The sequence below is a fragment of the Nocardioides sp. 31GB23 genome (assembly GCF_040012395.1).
GTDB classification, from domain to species: Bacteria; Actinomycetota; Actinomycetes; order Propionibacteriales; family Nocardioidaceae; genus Nocardioides; species Nocardioides salarius.
The window spans coordinates 1-18490 of record NZ_JBDYKJ010000088.1; the positions used below are offsets into that span (position 1 = coordinate 1).

The 18490-nt window shown below is 68.2% G+C and carries 19 protein-coding genes; 10 read left to right on the forward strand and 9 right to left on the reverse strand.

The window, feature by feature from the left end:
- Together ABKW28_RS20445 and ABKW28_RS20450 are read right to left on the reverse strand one after the other, a co-directional pair.
- A partial coding sequence (locus ABKW28_RS20445; RefSeq protein ID WP_348612829.1) for a DUF932 domain-containing protein occupies window positions 1-791 on the reverse strand: 791 nt, incomplete at its 3' end.
- A 115-nt stretch (window positions 792-906) separates the two neighbouring features.
- Entirely contained in the window at window positions 907-2502 is a 1596-nt protein-coding gene (locus tag ABKW28_RS20450; RefSeq protein ID WP_056678551.1) for a ParB N-terminal domain-containing protein, read from the reverse strand.
- Window positions 2503-2808: 306 nt separating this feature from the next.
- Between ABKW28_RS20450 and ABKW28_RS20455 the strand changes: the two genes are divergently transcribed.
- From ABKW28_RS20455 to ABKW28_RS20480, 6 genes are all read left to right on the forward strand, one after another.
- Window positions 2809-3264: a hypothetical protein gene (locus ABKW28_RS20455; RefSeq protein WP_082563665.1), complete on the forward strand. Its 456-nt coding sequence runs from the start codon at window positions 2809-2811 to the stop codon at window positions 3262-3264.
- A gap of 247 nt (window positions 3265-3511) precedes the next feature.
- Window positions 3512-3901 carry a single-stranded DNA-binding protein gene (locus ABKW28_RS20460; RefSeq protein ID WP_056678545.1) on the forward strand — a complete coding sequence of 130 codons (390 nt, stop codon included), beginning with the start codon at window positions 3512-3514 and terminating at the stop codon, window positions 3899-3901.
- Window positions 3902-3918: 17 nt separating this feature from the next.
- Window positions 3919-4947: a DUF4192 domain-containing protein gene (locus ABKW28_RS20465; protein WP_056678543.1), complete on the forward strand. Its 1029-nt coding sequence runs from the start codon at window positions 3919-3921 to the stop codon at window positions 4945-4947.
- A 10-nt stretch (window positions 4948-4957) separates the two neighbouring features.
- Window positions 4958-5131 (forward strand): hypothetical protein, encoded by a 174-nt coding sequence (locus ABKW28_RS20470; RefSeq protein WP_185254947.1) that lies wholly within the window; start codon window positions 4958-4960, stop codon window positions 5129-5131.
- A gap of 101 nt (window positions 5132-5232) precedes the next feature.
- The gene (locus tag ABKW28_RS20475) at window positions 5233-5643 is read left to right on the forward strand and encodes a hypothetical protein (RefSeq protein ID WP_156393525.1); all 411 of its coding nucleotides are present in this window, start codon (window positions 5233-5235) and stop codon (window positions 5641-5643) included.
- Between the two features lie 160 nt (window positions 5644-5803).
- Window positions 5804-6409, forward strand: coding sequence for a hypothetical protein (locus ABKW28_RS20480; protein WP_056678536.1), 606 nt, complete (start codon window positions 5804-5806; stop codon window positions 6407-6409).
- A 25-nt stretch (window positions 6410-6434) separates the two neighbouring features.
- Here the strand turns inward: ABKW28_RS20480 and ABKW28_RS20485 are convergent, their stop codons facing one another.
- The 3 genes from ABKW28_RS20485 to ABKW28_RS20495 all read right to left on the reverse strand — a co-directional run bounded on the left by ABKW28_RS20485 (window position 6435) and on the right by ABKW28_RS20495 (window position 9665).
- Entirely contained in the window at window positions 6435-7721 is a 1287-nt protein-coding gene (locus tag ABKW28_RS20485; RefSeq protein ID WP_056678532.1) for a hypothetical protein, read from the reverse strand.
- Window positions 7722-7882: 161 nt separating this feature from the next.
- Entirely contained in the window at window positions 7883-8974 is a 1092-nt protein-coding gene (locus ABKW28_RS20490; protein WP_156393524.1) for an XRE family transcriptional regulator, read from the reverse strand.
- Complete coding sequence (locus ABKW28_RS20495) at window positions 8967-9665, reverse strand: hypothetical protein (protein ID WP_056678527.1); 699 nt, start codon at window positions 9663-9665, stop codon at window positions 8967-8969. Before ABKW28_RS20495 ends, ABKW28_RS20490 begins: the two co-directional genes overlap by 8 nt.
- Before the next feature lie 443 nt (window positions 9666-10108).
- Here ABKW28_RS20495 and ABKW28_RS20500 point away from each other — a divergent pair, with 443 nt between their 5' ends.
- Window positions 10109-11389, forward strand: coding sequence for a hypothetical protein (locus tag ABKW28_RS20500; RefSeq protein ID WP_056679442.1), 1281 nt, complete (start codon window positions 10109-10111; stop codon window positions 11387-11389).
- A complete protein-coding gene (locus ABKW28_RS20505) occupies window positions 11386-12609 on the forward strand; it encodes a hypothetical protein (RefSeq protein ID WP_056678525.1) in 1224 nt (407 codons plus the stop codon). The genes ABKW28_RS20500 and ABKW28_RS20505 overlap by 4 nt, the downstream gene beginning before the upstream one ends.
- Window positions 12610-12728: 119 nt before the next feature.
- Here the strand turns inward: ABKW28_RS20505 and ABKW28_RS20510 are convergent, their stop codons facing one another.
- From ABKW28_RS20510 to glnA, 3 genes are all read right to left on the reverse strand, one after another.
- Window positions 12729-13922, reverse strand: a complete 1194-nt coding sequence (locus ABKW28_RS20510) for a site-specific integrase (protein WP_235532521.1) — start codon at window positions 13920-13922, stop codon at window positions 12729-12731.
- A 96-nt stretch (window positions 13923-14018) separates the two neighbouring features.
- Window positions 14019-14294 carry a helix-turn-helix domain-containing protein gene (locus ABKW28_RS20515; protein WP_082563595.1) on the reverse strand — a complete coding sequence of 92 codons (276 nt, stop codon included), beginning with the start codon at window positions 14292-14294 and terminating at the stop codon, window positions 14019-14021.
- A 392-nt stretch (window positions 14295-14686) separates the two neighbouring features.
- A complete protein-coding gene (glnA, locus tag ABKW28_RS20520; RefSeq protein WP_348612831.1) occupies window positions 14687-16111 on the reverse strand; it encodes a type I glutamate--ammonia ligase in 1425 nt (474 codons plus the stop codon).
- 195 nt (window positions 16112-16306) lie between these two features.
- Here glnA and ABKW28_RS20525 point away from each other — a divergent pair, with 195 nt between their 5' ends.
- Entirely contained in the window at window positions 16307-16723 is a 417-nt protein-coding gene (locus tag ABKW28_RS20525; protein WP_348612833.1) for an RDD family protein, read from the forward strand.
- A gap of 37 nt (window positions 16724-16760) precedes the next feature.
- Window positions 16761-17612 (forward strand): hypothetical protein, encoded by an 852-nt coding sequence (locus ABKW28_RS20530; RefSeq protein WP_348612835.1) that lies wholly within the window; start codon window positions 16761-16763, stop codon window positions 17610-17612.
- A gap of 115 nt (window positions 17613-17727) precedes the next feature.
- Here ABKW28_RS20530 and ABKW28_RS20535 read toward each other — a convergent pair.
- A partial coding sequence (locus tag ABKW28_RS20535) for a DUF4191 domain-containing protein (RefSeq protein ID WP_348612837.1) occupies window positions 17728-18490 on the reverse strand: 763 nt, incomplete at its 5' end.

The window sequence follows — 18490 nt, forward strand, 5'->3', positions numbered from 1 at the left end:
GAGCGGCGGCGGCGCTCGGTCTCGCGGACCCGGTTGGTGGCGTTGCCCTCGGCCTTGCCGAACGTGGCGTCGATCAGGGCGTCGAACGTGGCGTCGGTCATGGTCTGCTGGATCAGCCGCTCGGCCTCGACCTGGAACGCGTCGACGTAGGTGACGGTCAGCCCGAGCGCGTCGCGGGCGGCCTGGACGGCGGCCTTGGCGTTGCGCGTGTGGCGGATCGAGAACGACGACTCGTGGTTGCTCAGGGCCGCGCTCTGGGTGTTCGCGCAGACGACGCGGACCGGGGTGACGAGGATGCGGAACGCGCTGGTGCCGTCGTGGCTGTTGAGCGCGGCGATGTTGAGGTCGACGCGGTCGGTGCCGCCGACCGTGAGTGAGTTCGGCAGCTGCATGGTGATGAACACCTGCCGCCCGCCGCGTAGCGACCCGGCTGTGTCGAAGATCGCGCCGGACTCGTCGGCCAGCAGGTTCAGGAACTCGGCGTGGTCCTCGTTCTGCAGTGGGGTGTAGCCGCCGCCAACGACGCCGAGCGCCTCGGGCTGGCCGGTGAACGGGGTAGTGCGCACCGTGGCGAACCCGGGGACCTCGATCGGCGTGACGCCGCCCTCGCTGACCTCGGCGGTGGTGAGCGGCAACTTGCGCACCTCCCAGCCGCCCAGGTGGCCGAGCGTCATGGCCTCCTCGGCGGAGAATGCGCGGTCGCGGACGGTTGTGCCCAGCCGGTGCCAGGCGTCCTTGCGGGCGAAGACGGCGGCAGCGTGCGTGCCGTGGGTCTCGATCTCGTGTGACATGCGGGGTCCTCCCGGGTAGCGGATCAAACGAACTGAGTTCATTCTATGGTTTCTATTCCACTGAGGGCGGTTCTCCACAGGGAGAACCGGCCTCGGGTGGGGGAGGGGCGACGCGTCAGGCGGCGCTGTCGCTGGCCTCGTCGGCGTTGGCCTCGCCCTCCGTGTCGGCGTCCGGCTCGGGCTCCTCGCCGAGCAGGATGCACTCGACCTCGCTGGGCTGGTAACCCCACTCCACGAGCGCGCCGAGCACGCGGGCGTCCCACGCGCTCGGGTTGCGCCAGGAGTGCTTGCCGGTGGTCGCCTCCCATGCGGCGACGACGGCGGCGAGCGTGGTCATGGTCGCGGCCTTCGGAGTGGTCGCCTTGGTGGTGATCTTGCGGCACTCGTCCTGGCCTGCGCCGTAGTAGCCGGTCGGGGCCGGGATGCCGAGCAGCGTGAACAGCATCGGGTGCCGGTGGTCCATGGCCTTGCTCAGCGAGTGGTGGCCGGTGACGACCGCCTCGCAGATCAGGGCTTCGGCTCCTTCCGGGGCCGTCTTGCGAGCGACGAACCCGGCCAGCCACTCGCGGCGCACCGTCTCCGCACTGGCCCACGCCTTGTTGTAGGCGATCACACGGCGGCGCTCCTCGCGGCGGGCCTCGGCCTCCTCCTCGCTCTCGCCCGCGTCCTCGTCGGCGGTGCTGCCGCTGCTCGCGCCGCCACTGACGCCGCCACGACGCCGCAGGCCGGAGGCGTCGAGGTCGGTAACGACCCACACCGGCACGTACTGCTGGTAGGGCTCGGCGGGCTCGTAGTCGTCGGCCTCGTCGTCGGCCTCGTCGTCGGTGTCGTCCTCGCTCTCGTCGTACTCGTCCTCGGGGTAGACCCACTCCTTGACGACGTGGACGCGAGCGCCCGGGACGCTGGGCCACTCCTCCTCCGGCACCGGCTCGCCCTCGGCGTTGAGCAGACGCTCGATGCGCAGCACCTCGTCAGCCGCCGCGACCTCTTCGGCGGTCAGTACCGGCAGGCCCTCGCCGCGCAGCCGCTCGACCTCGGCGGCGTCGGCCTCGCGCTCGGCGACCTCGTCACGCAGCTGTTGTGCCTCGTGCGTCAGGGAGCGGCGGAAGCGCTTGGCGTACTCCAGGCGCTCCACGGCCTCGGGGTCGTGCTCGAACTCGGCGAAGATCGCGGCCTCCTCCAAGGTCAGATCGCCGGAGTCGAGCCGGTTGCGGGTCTGGTCGGCCTTGGTGACCGCCAGGGCGGCGTTCACGGTCGGGCGGTCGATGCTGGTGCGCTTGGCGATCTGCGCTGCGCTCACGCCGAGCAGGGCCAGCTGCTCCACGCCCGCGACGATCTCGGTCTCGCGCATCCCGGCTCGGTGGATGTTCTCGACCATCTGGTCACCGATCCGGTCGGTCTCGGCGGGCTGGGGGACGACCCGCGCCGGGATGAGGCCGGTCGGGGTGCCGACGTCGGCGGCGGTCACGGTGCGGCGCTGGCCGCGCAGCAGGACGTACTGGCCGTTATCGTTGCGGTAGACCGTGACGGCCTCGATGACGCCGCGCTCCTTGATCGACTTGCGGAACTCCTTGTGGTCGGGTCGCAGGTCGGTGCGGACGTTGGTGCCGATGATGATGTCGGCGGGGTCCAGGTGCAGGAACTCCTCAGCCGGGGCGGCGTCGGTGCCCTCAGTGGTGGTGACGGCGTCGGTCTGGATGGTGTCGGTCATGCGGCTGTCCTCCGTGAGTAGAATAGAAAGAACTGACAGGACCAAGTCTCCCAACGGGGCCGACGCCTACCGGCTCACAGCGCGAACCTGTGGAAAGGTGGGCACGTCCGGAGGGTGGGGAACACCCCGCTCCTACGGAGGCGGACTCCGCTGCGGCGACGCGGCGCAGCTGCACCCTCGTAGCTGTCTGGACGGAAGGAATCGAGCGAGAGTGGGAACGGCTGCACACGGCCCCGCCCGGGAATGCAGCGGCGTTGGTGTTAGCGCCAGGTGCTGCAGCTGGCGCTGGGCCAGGGGAGTGGCGGCATGAGGAGCCAGACCACGACCCCGGTCGGCATCTACTGGAAGCCCGGCGTGTGGGACCTCGCCCGATCGGCCTACGTCGCCGACCTGGACACCGACCCCGACTCGCCCGGATCGTTCGTCGGCTGGCTCGCCCAGGCGCTCGAGCTGCACGCCCGGCGCTCGCCCCAGCAGCGCGCCGAGCTCGCGGCCGCCAGCGAGAAGCATCCCGCCCTGGTCAGCGTGACCCGCAAGAGCTTCAACAAGAAGCACGACCTGCCGGCCTCCACCATCGAGGCCGTCGAAGACGCGCTCGTGGCCGACCGCCAGGAGCTCGGCCGGATGCTCGCCCGCTCCGCGTTCGCCCAGGAAGCGGTGATCGCCGCGGGCGAGGAATCCCGCCGGCGGCTCGGCCACGACCTGCCTCCGCCACCGCAGAAGCTCAGCAACCGACCGCCGCGGCGGCGGCCGGCACGGTAGGCCCAGCTGGTGGCCGGCACAGTTGTGTCGATCCCTGCCTCTCGCGTCCTTCTCAGCGCCCCGATCCGGTACCCGAGAGCCGGTCGGGGCGCTTCTTTGCGCCCTCACTGCGCCCTGAGGAGCAGCTCCTTCGCGAGCACGAGCGGAAACGAACAAGTTCGGCCCAGGTGATCGCTGCGGGAGCCCGACGGGACCTAGGTGACTGCGGGACCGATTCCGACGTCTCGCAGTCACCTAGGAGGAACTCATGTCCACCACCGTCACCTTCGCCGGCAACCTGGCCGAGGCTCCCGAGCTGCTCTACACCCGCGAGAACAAGCCGTTCGTCAGCTGCCGGGTCCTGGTCAACCGGCGCGTGCAGAACGACGAGGGGGAGTGGGTCAACGACGGGCCCACTGCCCACAACTTCAATATCTTCGGCTCGGCCGCCACCCACGTGCACGACAGCTGCGGATCCGGCGACCCGATCTTCGTCCACGGCCTCGAGCGCACCGAGAGCTGGCCGGACAAGGAGACCGGCGAGAAGCGCACCAAGGACGTCGTGGTCGTCGACAGCCGCTTCGGCGAGGTCGGCGTCTCGCTCAAGTACGTCTCCGCGCGCATCGATCGCGCCGCCCGCCCGGCCCAGGCCAGCTGACCGCGGGGAGGGTTCCGATGGATCTCGTCGTTCAGTCCCCGGACGAGCTGCTCGCCGCCGTCCCGCATGTCCTCGGCTTCAAGCCCGAGGAGTCGATCGTCCTGGTCCCGTTCGGGCCCGGGCTCCCGATCACCCGCGTCGACCTCCCGACCAGCGCGACCGCCCGCGAGGAGGTCTGGGACGCCATCAGCGGCCCCTACGGCCGCCACGCCCGCCCCGGAGCTCGGCTGGGCATCCTCTGCTTCACCGGGGACCGCCGCAGCGCCGAGCTGGCCAGCCAGCACCTGTCCAACCGACTCGAGACCGTTGGCATCACCACCCAGATCCGGCTGTGTTCCGACGGGGAGCGGTGGCGGGAGTTCAACACCGGCACCACCGGGCTGCAGACCCAGGCGACCGCCGAGCGGATCGCGGCCACGACCGTGCTGTCCGGCGCCGCCCAACCGGCCTCCAGCCGGTCCTCGCTGGCCGCCTCCATGGTCGGCGACCGCGAGCCGATCGCCCAGCTGATCCCCGCAGCTCGAGCAGAAGCCGCGGCCAGCTCGCCGGCCGCGGAGCGGGACTGGGCCCTGGACCGTCTCGAGCAGTTCCACACCGACGGCAACCGGCTCTCCGACGTCGACGGCGCACGGATGCTCCTCGCGCTGGAGAAGATCGGCACCCGCGACGCGCTGTGGGAGGGCATGACCAAGGAGAACCACACCTCCCACATGGCGATCTGGAACGACCTCACCCGCCGCGCCCCTGACGAGGTCCGCGCGGCGCCGGCCTCCATGCTCGGCTTCGCCAGCTGGCTGCACGGCGACGGCGCCAAGGCCTGGTGCGCACTCGACCAGGTGCCCGCCGACCGGCCCTACTCCATGGCCGCCGTCGTCGCCTCCGCCCTGCAGAACGGGATCCACCCTCGCGAGTGGGAGCGGTATCAGACCCAGATGCGGGACCTCGCCGGCGAGCTCGACGAGTCCTTCGTGCCCAAGCCTCCCGAGAAGCAGCGGGATCTGCCGCGCACCCAGCCCACCACCGACCGCCGGGCCCCGGGCCGCTGAGGAGACCGCGATGAACTACGACGACACAGACCCGATCGACCAGATAGACGCCACCCAGCTAAGCGCGACAGAGCGCCAGCTGCGCCGCCTGGTGGTGCCTGAGCCCACGGCCTACGCCCCCGACAAGCGCCTCGACGTCATCCACGATCCGGACCTCGACCTGCTGTGGGGAGGCGAGGCGTGAGCAGCTGCGCCGACCGGAGGTGAATCGTGAGAGGTGAAAGCCATCCCTGTCCGAAGTGTGTCTCCTCAGCATCAGGCTCGCGTAGTGTTAGTATGAACACTATGGAGGTGTCCCGGCGCGTCAACGAGAAACGTCGTGTTGGACTTCCGATGGAGCTGGCGGTGCTGTCGGGGATCAGGCCGAGGGTATGGGTCACGGTGGGCCTTGCTGATGACCGGCGGTGGGCTCTTGTGCTCACGCCGGTGCCGGCTCCGGACGATCCCGGCGCCGCGGCGCGGCGTGACCCTGTTCGACCGCGGATGGTGACGGAGGTGATGCAGGTGACGTTGCCGAAGCTGTTGATGGAGCGGGTTGGGATGAAGCCTGATGACTGGGTGTTCGTCAGCTCGCTCGGCCAGGACCGAGGGATGCGAGTGGTCCCTCAAGCGAAGGTCATGTTGCGTGAGCTGCCCACTGCGCGGGCGGGTAGGTTCGCGGGCCGCGGCGTAGTCACTCCAGCAGGTGTGTCGTGATACTCCGGGCGTTGGGCCATTCGGCCCGCCGACTAGCAGCTGGCGGCGGCGTCTCGTTGCGGGGGTGGGGGGTTACCCCCGCGGTCGCGCTGACGGATGATGTCGCCCGGGGCGCGGCTCAGGCGCACCGCAGTGACGTGGGTGGAGAGGATCGTTGGGGGTGGTGCAGATGCTGACCCGGGAGCGGCTCGGCATCGCCAAGCCCACGCCACGCGGTTTGGCGCATTGGCACGATCTGCAGCCGGCCGAGGCCGCCGAGTTCGTACGCCGTGACGTGGTCGGTGCAGGGGTGTGCCTGCCGGCGGTGTGGTTCTGCGACGGCCTGCTGGTGCCGGTGGTGTCGTGGGACGTCGAGGCTCTTGAGGGGCGGGTCGCGACTGGGCGGGGTCCGGTGCTGTACCGCTCCATCCTGGCCGACCGGCTCGAGCACGGGCGCGACCACATCGAGCCTGCCGTCCTGCGCATGGAGGCCTTCATAACCCTGTGGCCGCTGTCGGCGGCGCGGGGTGCACTAGCTGCTGCCTCGGCCTACGCATCGGCGGTCGCGGCCGTCCCCTCGCCCCCAGGGGCAGATGGCTGGGATGTCTTCGAGTGCGACTACTACGGGTTCACCGTGGCCGAGGTCAACCCGGTCGGCGCTCGAGTGGTCGTCGAGGGCCTCGGACGCGCCAAGCACTCCGAGGGCGGGGTTGCGCACCAACGTCGCCTGATGGAGGAGCAACTGTTCGACGTGGCTCTCCGAACGGGCGTCACGCCAGCCTGCTGAACGAGCGCTGCGGCTGAGCCGGAGGCTAGGACAGTGGCGGCAGACTCGGCGCGAGCTTGTGCCACGCGCCCTGGAACTTGGGCGGATCCCAGTTAAGGCCGGTCTCTGCGGCGATCTCCATGTTGGTGACCTGCGCGTGGTTGCACTGGCCGACCCAGGCGTGCTGACGGTGCAACGGGCTCGAGGCGTCGAGGATGTTCTGGCCGAGCTCTGCGATGGCTGTCAGTGAGTGCTGGTATGCCGCGACCTCGTCGTGGATGTGGCTCAGGGGCCGGTTGAAACAACGATGGCACCCGCAGATCCATCGTTCCTGGTGCTCCTGGTCGAGCGCGATCGCGGTGTTGAGAGTGTCCAGGGCCCGGTAGGCCATCGAACGGGGCACGTAGATCCCGATCCGCGCTCCGCCGTTGAACCCGCCGCCCTTCTCCTTGGTCGGGTAGAGGTGTCGCAGCGCCGTGGTCGTCCCGACGGCGCCGAGGCTCGCACCGAAGGCGACTGCGCCGATCACGGAGATGTCGCAGCGCAGCAACGCGATCTTGACCTCGGCCTCGGCGAGCAGTCGGACCAGTCCGGCGACGGCGTCCTGGACGCCGAGTGGGTCGTTGTCGTGCTCGAGCACCAGCGCGACCGGGACTGCGGCTTTGTTGATCTCGGCGATCAGGCTGGCGACGTCCTTCTTGAGCCAGTCGAGATGGAGTGGGAGCACGGCGACCACGTCAGGCCCGAGAGCGCGTGCCTCGTCGAGAACCGCGGCAAGAGCCGTCTGCTTCTCCGCCGGCACGTAGGGGGAATCAGTGAGGGCCGCGGAAAGGCCGAGCTCGCGCTGCACGGCGACCCATGCCGGGTCGAGGTTTGAGCCCGTAGCCGTGGCGACAGCTCGGTTCTTCCCGGCATACCTGTTTGCGTCGGCTAGCACGACAATCTCCGCGCGCACCGGTTGGGCGGATGCATCGGCAGGAGCGGCTGCGGCGATCGTGACTCGGCACTCACTGACCACGCGCCGCAGTTCCTTGATGCGGTCCTTCATCCGCGGGTTCAAGGTGAGCAGGAGGCCGGTCTCCTCAACCGCGACCAGGGCAGCCGCGGCGCTGAGGTGACGTGTCGCGCACGCGGTCTGCAAGAAAAGGGACGGGCAGCCTGCGAACAGCGGGTTCGGGCTCGGAAAGCGGCCTGCGGCGGACCTGGCCCCGACCTCTCCGATCTGCCCGGACAGGACGTCGACCTCGCGGCCGATCACTACACCGCGCCCTGCGGCCGGGTGGGCGTGGCTGTCGTCGCGGGCTCCGCGGTGGATGCTGCTGCGGATCTGCATCCGGGGTCTTGCTCCTTCCACCTGGCTGGGTGTGGACAGCCTAGGCCGCGAGGCCGACGGCTCGACGGTGTTCAGCGGCGGTTGTGCATGAGTCGCTGTCTGATCGTTCCTGTGGACGACTGCGCCGTCGGCGTCAGCGGCCGGGTTGTGTGCCTGGCCGTTCATGGCTGCACCAGCCGTAGCGGGGTCGCGGGAGGTGTCTCGCGGGGCGGTCGGTAGTGGGCCTTGAACGGGGCTGGGAGCATCCCGGCGGTCTTGGCGAGCTCGTCGATGGTGTAGCCGTGCTGGCTCAGGTGCACCTCCATCACCCTGGTCAGGGTGCTGGGAGTTTCGGCCGGCAGGGCACCGGGCTCGAGCTGCTTCCAGCCCAGCTGGTTGAGCCGGATCTGGAACTGGCGATACTGCCGATCGGAGATCTCGTCGAGGTCGTAGGCGCGCCGGATCAGTGCCGCGATCGACATGCCCCACTGGGCCTTGAGCTGGATGAGCCGTGGGAAGTCGCGGGTGGTCAGGCCGGCCAGCTGCGGTGCGATCTCCTCGGCCGGGGCGAGGAACTCCGCAGCGAAGATGTCGGCCTGCTTCTCCTGGTCGTCCTCGGGGATGGTGTGGAGGAGCAGGTGAGCGAGCTCGTGGCAGGTGGTGAACCTCTGCCGGTCGGCCGGCAGACCGAGGTTGACGACCATGATCGGCGGGCGCCCACCGTCACGTGGCCAGGTGGACACCGCGTCTTGGGCGTTGGTGACCAGCGACCGTGCCACCACGATGATGCCAACGGCCTCGAGCACCTCGACGACGTTGTGGATCGGGCCGGTCGGGACTCGCCAGGAGGCGCGTACGGCGCGTGCCGCGGCCGCGGGGTCGCCGTCGAACAGGTCGAGGTCGAGACGGTGCAGCTCGGTGTCGGGTACGAGCTCGATGCCGCGCAGCAGGCCCTCGACAGAGACCCGGGTCAGGTGAGTGAGGGCCTCGATGCGCCGCTTGGTGGAGGCGTTGATCTTGGAGTGCCGGCGCCGGTGGTGCATGCAGGTGACCTCCAGCCCCTGCACGGGGGTGTCGTCGACCAGCAGCTCGACCGGGCACTTCAACGCGTCCGCCACCTTGAGGAGGTTCTCACCGGTCAGGGGCAGCAGGCTCGACTCGACCTTGGAGATGTAGCCCTGGCTCAGACCGGCGGCCTCGCCCAGGTCGAGCTGAGTCAGGCCGAGCGACTCCCGCACGAGGGTCACCATCCGCGGCCGTGCCTGGTCAGACACCACGACCTCCTCCGGGGCGAGAGCCGGCTGCGAGGCGCTTGGCAGCGGCCGTCTGCGCCGAGCGGATGATCGGTGGCGACAGCGGCGCGAGCGGCATCTGCACCGGGCCGGCGACCGAGCCAACAACAGGGGTCGTGCTGGTCATGCTGGTGAGTGGGATCGGAAGAGAGTAGAAGACGTCGGTGAAGCCGAGATGGCAGACCAACTCGAGGCGCGAGATGTTCTCCTCGGCGGTGTCCAGGACGTAGCCAGCGGTCAGGACGGTGAACGTCTCCATGCCCGGCAGGCACGGGTCGCCGAGGTGGTAGGCCAGGCTGAGCGCCCGGTCGGAGTCGCTGCGGCACAGGCCGAGCTCGGAGGTGAGCTTGCGGAACCGGACCCTGAGACCGCCGCCGGCCAGGCTCACCCACGGCCGGCCGAACTGGTCGTCCTCCACGGTGGCCTCAGGCACCCGGTTGAAGATGCGGTGGGCCGGCTCACGAGTGAAGTCCGAGACCAGCATCCCGCGCGAGGAGGCGCCGGCAAAGGCCATCTGCGGCGCCGCCAAGCGGCGGGTGGTCGCGAACCCGCCCCACGCTTCGATGAGGACCTGACCGAAGAGTGGAAGGTGCCTCCCCACTGCCTGCGCGACCGCCTCGTGGCTCGCCGGCGCGGTGACCGGGAACTCGTTCGCCTCGCTCGATGCAGTCATCTCGATCCTCTGCTCGGAATGCTCTGGGAATGAAAGCGTAGCATTTGTGCCGGGCAGATCGGCTCCGGACTGCTCGTGGGTGTTGCCGAGTCGTCTGTGTCTGACCCTGCGGGTCGCCGGCCAGAAGCCATCTCCTCCACTTCGGTCGCGGTGACGTCCGGGTGTTCGCGACCTCGGGCGGGATAGTCGCCAGCTGAGGTAGATCGTCGTACGCGTCGCGCCATGCTCCCCAGCCACGGTCGGTCTGCATATCGGCGAGGCTCGACATCAGCCACTCGAGCAGCGGCATTCGCCAGGCGTTTCGCCGCCAGAAAGGTCGAATGGCACTCCGAATCTCTTAGGCGATCGAACGTGGGCGCTGGAAGAATCGCCGAAGGAAGCGCATGTGGTCCGTGTGGTTGCCGTTGCCGCGCGCGAACATGAAGAACTACGGGGACAGGACGATGGACCACTTCGACGAGGGTTTGCGTTGCCAGGACGTGCACTCCGGCGTGCGGAACGTCGACCCGAACTCGCCGGTGCTGCAGCCGCTGGTTGACACCCGGATCGTCGGGATGGCGGCGACCGTCGCGGGCCTCATCCGCGGCAACGACGTCATCAAGGACGCGCAGGCGCTGATGTCGATCGCGGCCAGCCAGCTTGATGTTGACATGCTGGCGTTCAACGAAGTGGTCACGCTCCTGGGCGACGCCGGGTTCGTAAGCGGTATCCAGCGCTCGGGCGGCAAGATCCAGACCTTCACCGAGAACGTCCCCTACTACGACGATCTGTACACGCGGCTCGGGGAGGTGTGGCAGGACCGCAACCCGACCGAACTAGAGAAGCAGCTCCTGGTGGTTGTCGACGGGCTGTCCGAGGCCCCGGTGCCGCTGGAGGAGCTCGAGTCGACCTTCGCGCTGGACCACGCCGATGTCCCGCTGATCGTGCAGTTGGCCATGGACTCCGGGCTGATGCAAAAAGTGCAGGCCATCGACGGCGACATCGTGTACTCGCCATTCTTCGGGTTCGAGAACCCGGCCCTGCTCGGAGAGCTCGTGAACAGTCACGGTGGTGATCAGCTCGCGGAGGAGTTCGCCGCGGTCCGGGCGAAGCAGGGGCTGGCCATCTCTCCGACCACGCACCCGCTGCTGACCGACGCGGTTGCGAAGGGCCTCATCATGGCGCCGGCCGTGACCGTTCCTGGTGGGGGTGCGCAGCCGTTCGCTGCGCTGCCATACATCGCGGATAGGAAGCTCCTGACCGCCCGCAAGCCCGTTCTGGACAAGGCGCTCGCGGTCATCGCGTGTCTGCGGTGCGCGGAGTCGTTCGGTGGGTATTCGAGTCTGGATGCAGCCGGGCTCATCAACGTCATCGACAAGTTGCTGGACCCGAACCGGGGGTTCTTGGCGCCGCACAGCGGTCACAAGCGGCAGTATGAATTGATGCGGAACGCCCGCCTCATCGAGTTCGCTCCGGACACATTGCCTGGCGGTCGGTGGGTGACTCCTCGGTTCATCGACACCGCCGACAACCGGGAGGCGCTGAAGCTTGCGCGGGAGCTGCTGACGCACGGTGAGCTGGTCGAGCACCGGGTCGATGACGCGCTGGCGCGGGAAACGCTGGCGTCGGACCGGTCGTACGTGGCGCCGATGCAGACCGTGCATCGGCTCCGGAAAAGTGCGCAGCCTTCGGCGAAGCAGTTCGACAAGATCTTCGAGGCGGCGATGGGAACGAGGTCTCTGTGAGCGAGCTCGATCTGGGCCTGAAGGTAGGCGTCCGGTCGCTCCTGTGGTCGATGGGTTTCTCGACCCGACTCGACGTGGTGCTGCGTGGTCACGAGCGTGCTGACGGAGGGCCGGCAGAGACGTTCACCGACCTAGACGTTCTCGGGGTCTCCGTCACGCCGGGGTACCGGCTGTCGACGACCATCGCTGATTGCAAGTCTGGCAAGTCGGACAAGCCGACCGCCCGGATGTTCTGGGTCCGCGGTGTCGCTGACCTGTTCGGCGCCGACGACGCCATGCTGGTGCGCGAGCACGAGGTCCTCGACTCGACCAGGCAGCTGTCGGACAAGCTCCGCATCACGGTGCTCCCCTCAGCGGACCTGGCCCACATGCAGACCCTGCACGGTCCGCCGGTGCCCGAAGGCAGCCCGCTGGCCATCTTGTTCGACAAGGCCGCAGCAGAAGCGCACCTGAAGGCGTACACGAACCTGGACAAGCGGTTGAAGCCGCTCATCGATTACCGCGACTTCGACTACTGGATTTACGACGACCACCGCAACCCATTCCAGCTCGTCGCGCACCTCTCTGACGCGGTGAAGTTCCTCAAGCCGAAGGACCCCGACCACCTGTCGCTGTTCTTCGACCTGGCGTGGCTGTACCTGGTGACCCTCATCAAGGTCACCGAGCACGTGCGAGGTGCTTTCCTTTCTGACCCCGACCGCGGGCTCCAGGAGTATCTGTACGGCGGCGCGACCGGGCTGAAGGAGAAGAAGCAGGTCGCTCAGCTCCTGCAGTCACTACGCCCTGACGGCGCGAAGGAGCGCGACCACCTGCCTGAGTACTACCCGACGCTCCGGGAGCTCGTCACCCGGCTGATGCGGCGCCCTGACCACATGCAGAACGCGCTCCGGCAGGCCGAGGCTGCGTCCGCGTTCGCCGCGGCGCGGCAGCGGATGACGCTCTCGAACGCGTTCGGTGACGAGTTCGATGAGATCGCCGCCAAGTTGGTCGCGGACGTCTGCGGGTTCCTGGTGACCGCGACCGGCATCGACCCGGAGTTTCGGGTACAAGCTCGCGCCTACCTGCTGGGGGAGTCGGTTGCGGAGGTCTCCGTAGCTGGCGCAGCGAAGGCCTCCGCGGGCGCGATGGCCGCGAAGAAGACCCCGGCCAAGAGGTCGACGGCGAGTCAGGCGACGAATGCTGCTGAGGCTGACACAGCCGATGGATCGGATGCGACCTAGCTGGCGCTGAACTTCTTGGCCCTGGGTCCCATTGTCGTCTTACCTGTTGGGTCATCGACCTTCTCTGTAGAAGACCAACCTTGTGCAGGGTTACTCGCTGCTTGCGGGTGTCGATCTTCTCAGGGTGCGCCGAGTTCGGTGATGCCATCGCCATTCACTGCCGTGGGCTTCTCATCCTGCACTTCCGCGAATGCCTGATCGATGGCGGCCCTCGTACGCTCGGAGCTGCTGGGCATGAGGTGCGTGTACGTCCGCAAGGTGAAGCCTGGATCGCTGTGTCCTAGGTATTCAGAAACCGCGCGGATCGACTCGCCGGCGTCCAGCAAGACGGATGCGTACCAATGGCGGAGGGCGTGCATGCCGTTATCCCGCACCTGCTCGATGCCCACGCGCGCCTGCGCGGGCTTCCAGAGGCGCGTGTTGAAGTAGTTGCGGTTGAGGGCCGAGCGTTCGCGTGTCGTCAGTATGAGCCCCGCGCTCGACTTCCTCTCAACCTCGGGCGCGCCCCACGGCAGCGTGACACTGCGCCGCGGGTAGGCGGCGAGGTGGCTGCTGAGTTCCGTCCCGACACTTTCGGGCAGTGGGACGGTCCGGGTCTTGTCGCCCTTCGGCAGACCGAAGACCAGGCGGTTGCCACCGAAGACCTTGACCTGACGCCTCACCTCGACAACTCCACGAAGGAAATCGACATCCTCGACTGCCAGGCCGAAAACCTCGCCTTGACGCAGTCCAAGTCCCGAACCCAACGTCACCGCGATCCTGTACTGCGGTGGCAGCGCGTCGTGCATGGAGGAAACCCACTCTGACGGCCACGGCACAACCTTTCGTCGCGACGTGGCGGGCCGTGTCACTGAACTCGCCTTGCAGGGATTCTTGGCGATCATGTCGTCATCGACTGCAGCAGAGAAGATGGCGGACACGTTTGAGAAAATGACGCGTCGATAGGTTTCGGCCATCTCCATCGACCGGAGAAGTTTCTGGATCGTCGACGGCTTGATCTGGCGAAGTTCGAGGTGTCCGAGGGTCGGGAACACGTGGAGCCTGAGTCGCAGCTCGGTCGCCTCGTAGGTCAGCGGACTGAACGTCCGGCTTGCCAGCCACTCCTCGGCATACGTCCGAAACGAGATCCTGCCCGCGTCGACATCAAGATAGGTTCCACGGAGTTTGTCCGCCTCGACTGTGTTGCGAAACGCGACCGCCTCGGCTTTGCGTCGGAAGGTCTTGCGGCGTTGCCGCCCCTCGGGATCTCGGTAGTTGACGACGTAACGAGGGCTGCCGTCGTCGGCTGGCCTGCCAGAGCTAACGCTGGCCATGGCTGTCCTCGGCACAATCCGATCGAGGGACAAGTCGTGCTGCCGGATGTCCCGTCGCTATCGCCGGTCCCGGGTCTGGCCGAGGACCCGTCGGGATCACTGATTCTCCTCGAGTCGAACCGTCCAATTGATGACGGTTGCTGCTCGCCAGCGCAGGTGCTTGCCGACACGGAAGCCGGCGGGACCGTAGCCTGTCGTCCGCCACGAGTAGATGGTCTGCTTGGTGACGCCGAGGTAAGACGCGACATCGTCGATGTCCCACAGTTCCTGCGCATCGACCAGCCTGGGTGACCGGCTGCTGGCGTTTCCGCGACGCCGCGGACCGAAGACTCCCGGTTCCGCAGTCGGCACGTTCGAGTTTGTTGCCATCATCAAGCCCCTCCTCGCGGCGTTGACGAACGTTTGGTCTACGGGCACCTATGTCCGACAACCGCGCGGGAGCGATCACGCAGGTGGAAATGATCTGGCAACGCGCTCGCCGAGCATCCGCTACGACGGTTGTCAGCTCATGCGATGCGACGGCGACGATTCGGGCGACCGAGTTACGCCGAGACCCCCAGGGTGGACCGCCCGGGGAGCGCCAAGAGACGAGCCTGGCGGAAGGTGGCGCTCCCGAGATTTGTACTGGATTTGTAACAGGCGAGCGGCTAGCAACAGCAAACGCCGCCGAGCGACCAAAGGGTCGCTCAGCGGCGTTTCTGCAGGTCAGCGGCTGTTTGTTGCGGTTGTTCAGCGTTCCTGAACGACCGCAGCCGGCGGCCCGGTTAGATGTCGTAGTACAGCTCGAACTCGTGCGGGTGCGGGCGGGCCTGCACGGGCGCGATCTCGTTGGTGCGCTTGTAGTCGATCCAGGTCTCGATCAGGTCGGGCGTGAACACGTTGCCGGCCGTCAGGAACTCGTGGTCAGCCTCGAGGGAGTCGAGGACGGCGTTGAGCGAGGTCGGGACCTGGTCGATGTCGGCCATCTCGTCCGGCGGGAGCTCGTAGATGTCCTTGTCGACCGGGGCGGGCGGCTCGATCTTGTTCTTGATGCCGTCGAGGCCGGCGAGCAGCAGCGCCGAGAAGGCGAGGTAGGGGTTCGCCGACGGGTCGGGGCAGCGGAACTCGACGCGCTTGGCCTTCGGGTTCGACCCGGTGATCGGGATCCGCACGCAGGCCGAGCGGTTGCGCTGGGAGTAGACCAGCGAGATCGGGGCCTCGAAGCCGGGCACCAGGCGGTGGTAGGAGTTCACCGTCGGGTTGGTGAAGGCCAGCAGCGACGGGGCGTGCTTGAGCATGCCGCCGATGTAGTAGCGCGCCATGTCGGACAGGCCGCCGTACCCGGTCTCGTCGTAGAACAGGGGATCGCCCTCGTTCCAGATCGACTGGTGCACGTGCATGCCCGAGCCGTTGTCACCGAAGATCGGCTTGGGCATGAAGGTCGCGGTCTTGCCGTTGCGCCAGGCGGTGTTCTTGATGATGTACTTGAACTTCATCACGTCGTCGGCGGCCTTGAGCAGCTCGTCGAAGCGGTAGTTGATCTCCGCCTGGCCGGCGGTGCCGACCTCGTGGTGGGCGCGCTCGACCTGCAGGCCGGCCCGCTCGAGCTCGATGACCATCTCGTCGCGCAGCTCGCCGAAGTGGTCGGTGGGGGCGACGGGGAAGTAGCCACCCTTGTACTTGACCTTGTAGCCGCGGTTGTCGTTCTCGAACGCGTCACCGGTGTTCCAGGCGCCGGCCGAGGAGTTGATCTCGTAGAACCCGGCGTTGGCCTTGGTCTCGAAGCGCACGTTGTCGAAGACGTAGAACTCCGCCTCGGGGGCGAAGAACGCCTGGTCACCGACACCGGTGGTGGCCAGGTAGGCCATCGCCTTGCGGGCGATGTTGCGCGGGTCGCGCGAGTAGGCCTCGCCCGAGATCGGGTCGTGGATGAAGAAGTTGACCACCAGGGTCTTCGCGGCCCGGAAGGGGTCGATGTAGGCCGTGGTCGGGTCCGGGAACAGCGACATGTCGGACTCGTGGATGGCCTGGAAGCCGCGGATGGACGAGCCGTCGAAGTTCAGGCCGTCGTCGAAGACCGACTGGTCGAACGAGGACACCGGGACCGTGAAGTGCTGCATGACACCGGGCAGGTCGCAGAAGCGTACGTCGACCATCTCGACGCCCTCGTCCTTGATGTACTTGAGCAGCTCCTCGCTGTTCTGGAACATTCGTCCTCCTTGGCCGTCCCCGTCGGACGACCGGCAGATCTGAGAGTGGACACCCGCGGCGACGATGCCTCGGACGATGCGCTCACCCTACGAGTGAGGCAGTTTCCAGACCGTATCGGACGTGTTTCCCCCATGTAACAGACGTCCAAGTCGGGCCCGGGCGGACCCGGCGGGCCCGGTCCCTAGGCTGTCGGGGTGAGCAACCCCAGCGCGACGAGCGTCGAGACCGCCTCCTGGACCCGCCGGATCCTCGCCCTGGTCGTCGACTGGGCCGCCTGCACCCTGGCGGTGAGCCTGTTCACCCCCGTGTACGGCGCCACCGCGGACCCCGCCTCGGGCTTCTACGTGCTGGGCCTCTTCGTGGTCGAGTCGGCGCTGTTCACCGCGCTGCTCGGCGGTTCCTTCGGCAAGGTCGTGACCCGCCTGCGCGTGGTGCGCGCGAACGGCGACCCGCGCCCGCCGGCCCTGCTGCTGGCCCTGGCCCGCCAGCTGCTGGTGGCCCTGGCCGTCCCCCCGCTGGTCTTTCGCCCCGACGGTCGGGGGCTGCACGACATCGCCGCCGGCACCTGCACCGTCACGGTCGAGACGTTTCGCCGGCTTGCCGGCAGGTGAAGACTGGGGGGACAGCTCCCCCACGAGAGGCCTCACCATGAAGCGCACCCCGACCTGGCGGCGTACGGCCGTCGCCGCCGTCCTGCCCCTCGCCCTGACCGGCCTGGCCGCCTGCGGGGGTGAGGAGAGCGCCGAGGACACCAGCAGCGCCTCCGCCCAGCTGGAGGAGCAGGGCGACGAGGACGGCGAGGAGGCCGGCGGCCTCGAGGCCGGCGACCCGGTCCCCGACGACGACTTCGTGGCCCTGATGGCTGCCTCGTTCGAGGACGCGACGACGGCCCGCACGACGATGACCTCCGAGACGGCGGGGACGACCATCAGCGCCGAGGGCGTCGTCGACTACACCGGGAAGACGCCCGCGATGCGGATGACGATGGAGTCCGCGGAGCTCGGTGACGAGCCGATCGAGATGATCCTGGTCGACAACGTGATGTACATGCAGGTGCCCGACCTGGGCGGCAAGTACCTGTCGATGGATCTCGACGAGCCGGGCAACCCGCTGGGCCCGATGATGACCGACTCGATGGACCCCTCGAAGCAGGCCGAGATGATGCGCGCCGGCCTCGAGAGCGTCACGTTCGTCGGCGAGGAGGACGTCGACGGCGAGTCGCTGGAGCGCTACTCCGCCACGCTCGACCCGAGCGCCGCGCTCGAGGGGATGCAGGGCATGGAGGGCGTCCCGAAGTCGATGATGCCCGAGCAGATGCAGTCCGACACCTGGTTCGACGACGACGGCCGGGTGCGCCGCATGGTCATCGACATGGGCGAGCTCGGCTCGACCGAGATGAGCATGGACGACTGGGGTGCCGACGTCGACATCGAGGCACCGCCCGCCGGCCAGGTCACCACGATGGACGACATGATGGGCTCGATGACCCAGATGAGCTGAGCCCCGGCGTGTCCGGCGGACCCAGGCGGTCCCGGACGGCCCCGGAACGACGGGAGGGCGGCGAGGTCGATGATCTCGCCGCGCTTCGCTGCGTCGATGCCGCGGCGTACGCCGCTCAGCGCCCGCGCATGTTCTGGCGCATGCCCTTCATGCTGGTCGGCACCGGGCCCTTGGGCAGCGGCACCGCGGGGCGGCTGGCGTCGAGCGCCTTGAGCCGGTTGCGGATGTCGGTGATGTCGGCGGGGCGGACCTCGCGCTTCATCTTGCGCAGCTTCTTCATCAGCTGCGGGAGCGGCACCTGACCCTCCTCGCGGCCCACGACGATCTCGTGCACCGGCGTCTCGGAGGCGACCCGCTCGTGCTTGCGGCGCTCACCGGCCATCAGCGCGCGCAGCCGCGAGCCGTTGCCCTCGCCGACCAGGATGATGCCCGGAGGGCCCACCACCCGGTGCACGACGTCCTGCTGGCGGTTGAAGGCCACGGCGTTCTCGGTGTGCCAGCCGCGCTTGAGCATGTTGAGCGAGGCGGCGGCGGCGCCGGGCTGGCCCTCCATCTGGCTGTAGGCCGAGGCCTGCGCGCGGCGGCTGAAGAGGATCAGCGCACCCAGGGTGCCGAACATGATGCCGCCGACGACCGAGAGCACCCACTCGATCGCGCCGCTGCCGGGCAGGATCTTGAAGATGAGGAAGCCCAGGACACCGGTGACGAGGAACGTCAGCAGGAGCCACAGCCCGATGCGCGGGTCGGTCCTCTTGGTGATCCGGTAGGTCTCGGCGAACTGCTGGCGGCGGTTCATCGACGACGCGTCGGTCTGCTTGGCCATGCGGAAGCGTGCCTCACTCGGGTCGGCCCGGGGTGCGACCCGCGGGGGGCTGTCT

Excerpts from the sequence above, each read along its gene's own strand:
- ABKW28_RS20450 (WP_056678551.1), bottom strand. The coding sequence starts at position 2,502 with ATGACCGACACCATCCAGACCGACGCCGTCACCACCACTGAGGGCACC.
- ABKW28_RS20455 (WP_082563665.1), top strand. The coding sequence starts at position 2,809 with ATGAGGAGCCAGACCACGACCCCGGTCGGCATCTACTGGAAGCCCGGC.
- ABKW28_RS20460 (WP_056678545.1), top strand. The coding sequence starts at position 3,512 with ATGTCCACCACCGTCACCTTCGCCGGCAACCTGGCCGAGGCTCCCGAG.
- ABKW28_RS20465 (WP_056678543.1), top strand. The coding sequence starts at position 3,919 with ATGGATCTCGTCGTTCAGTCCCCGGACGAGCTGCTCGCCGCCGTCCCG.
- ABKW28_RS20470 (WP_185254947.1), top strand. The coding sequence starts at position 4,958 with ATGAACTACGACGACACAGACCCGATCGACCAGATAGACGCCACCCAG.
- ABKW28_RS20475 (WP_156393525.1), top strand. The coding sequence starts at position 5,233 with ATGGAGGTGTCCCGGCGCGTCAACGAGAAACGTCGTGTTGGACTTCCG.
- ABKW28_RS20485 (WP_056678532.1), bottom strand. The coding sequence starts at position 7,721 with ATGCAGATCCGCAGCAGCATCCACCGCGGAGCCCGCGACGACAGCCAC.
- ABKW28_RS20495 (WP_056678527.1), bottom strand. The coding sequence starts at position 9,665 with ATGACTGCATCGAGCGAGGCGAACGAGTTCCCGGTCACCGCGCCGGCG.
- ABKW28_RS20500 (WP_056679442.1), top strand. The coding sequence starts at position 10,109 with ATGGACCACTTCGACGAGGGTTTGCGTTGCCAGGACGTGCACTCCGGC.
- ABKW28_RS20510 (WP_235532521.1), bottom strand. The coding sequence starts at position 13,922 with ATGGCCAGCGTTAGCTCTGGCAGGCCAGCCGACGACGGCAGCCCTCGT.
- ABKW28_RS20515 (WP_082563595.1), bottom strand. The coding sequence starts at position 14,294 with ATGATGGCAACAAACTCGAACGTGCCGACTGCGGAACCGGGAGTCTTC.
- glnA (WP_348612831.1), bottom strand. The coding sequence starts at position 16,111 with ATGTTCCAGAACAGCGAGGAGCTGCTCAAGTACATCAAGGACGAGGGC.
- ABKW28_RS20530 (WP_348612835.1), top strand. The coding sequence starts at position 16,761 with ATGAAGCGCACCCCGACCTGGCGGCGTACGGCCGTCGCCGCCGTCCTG.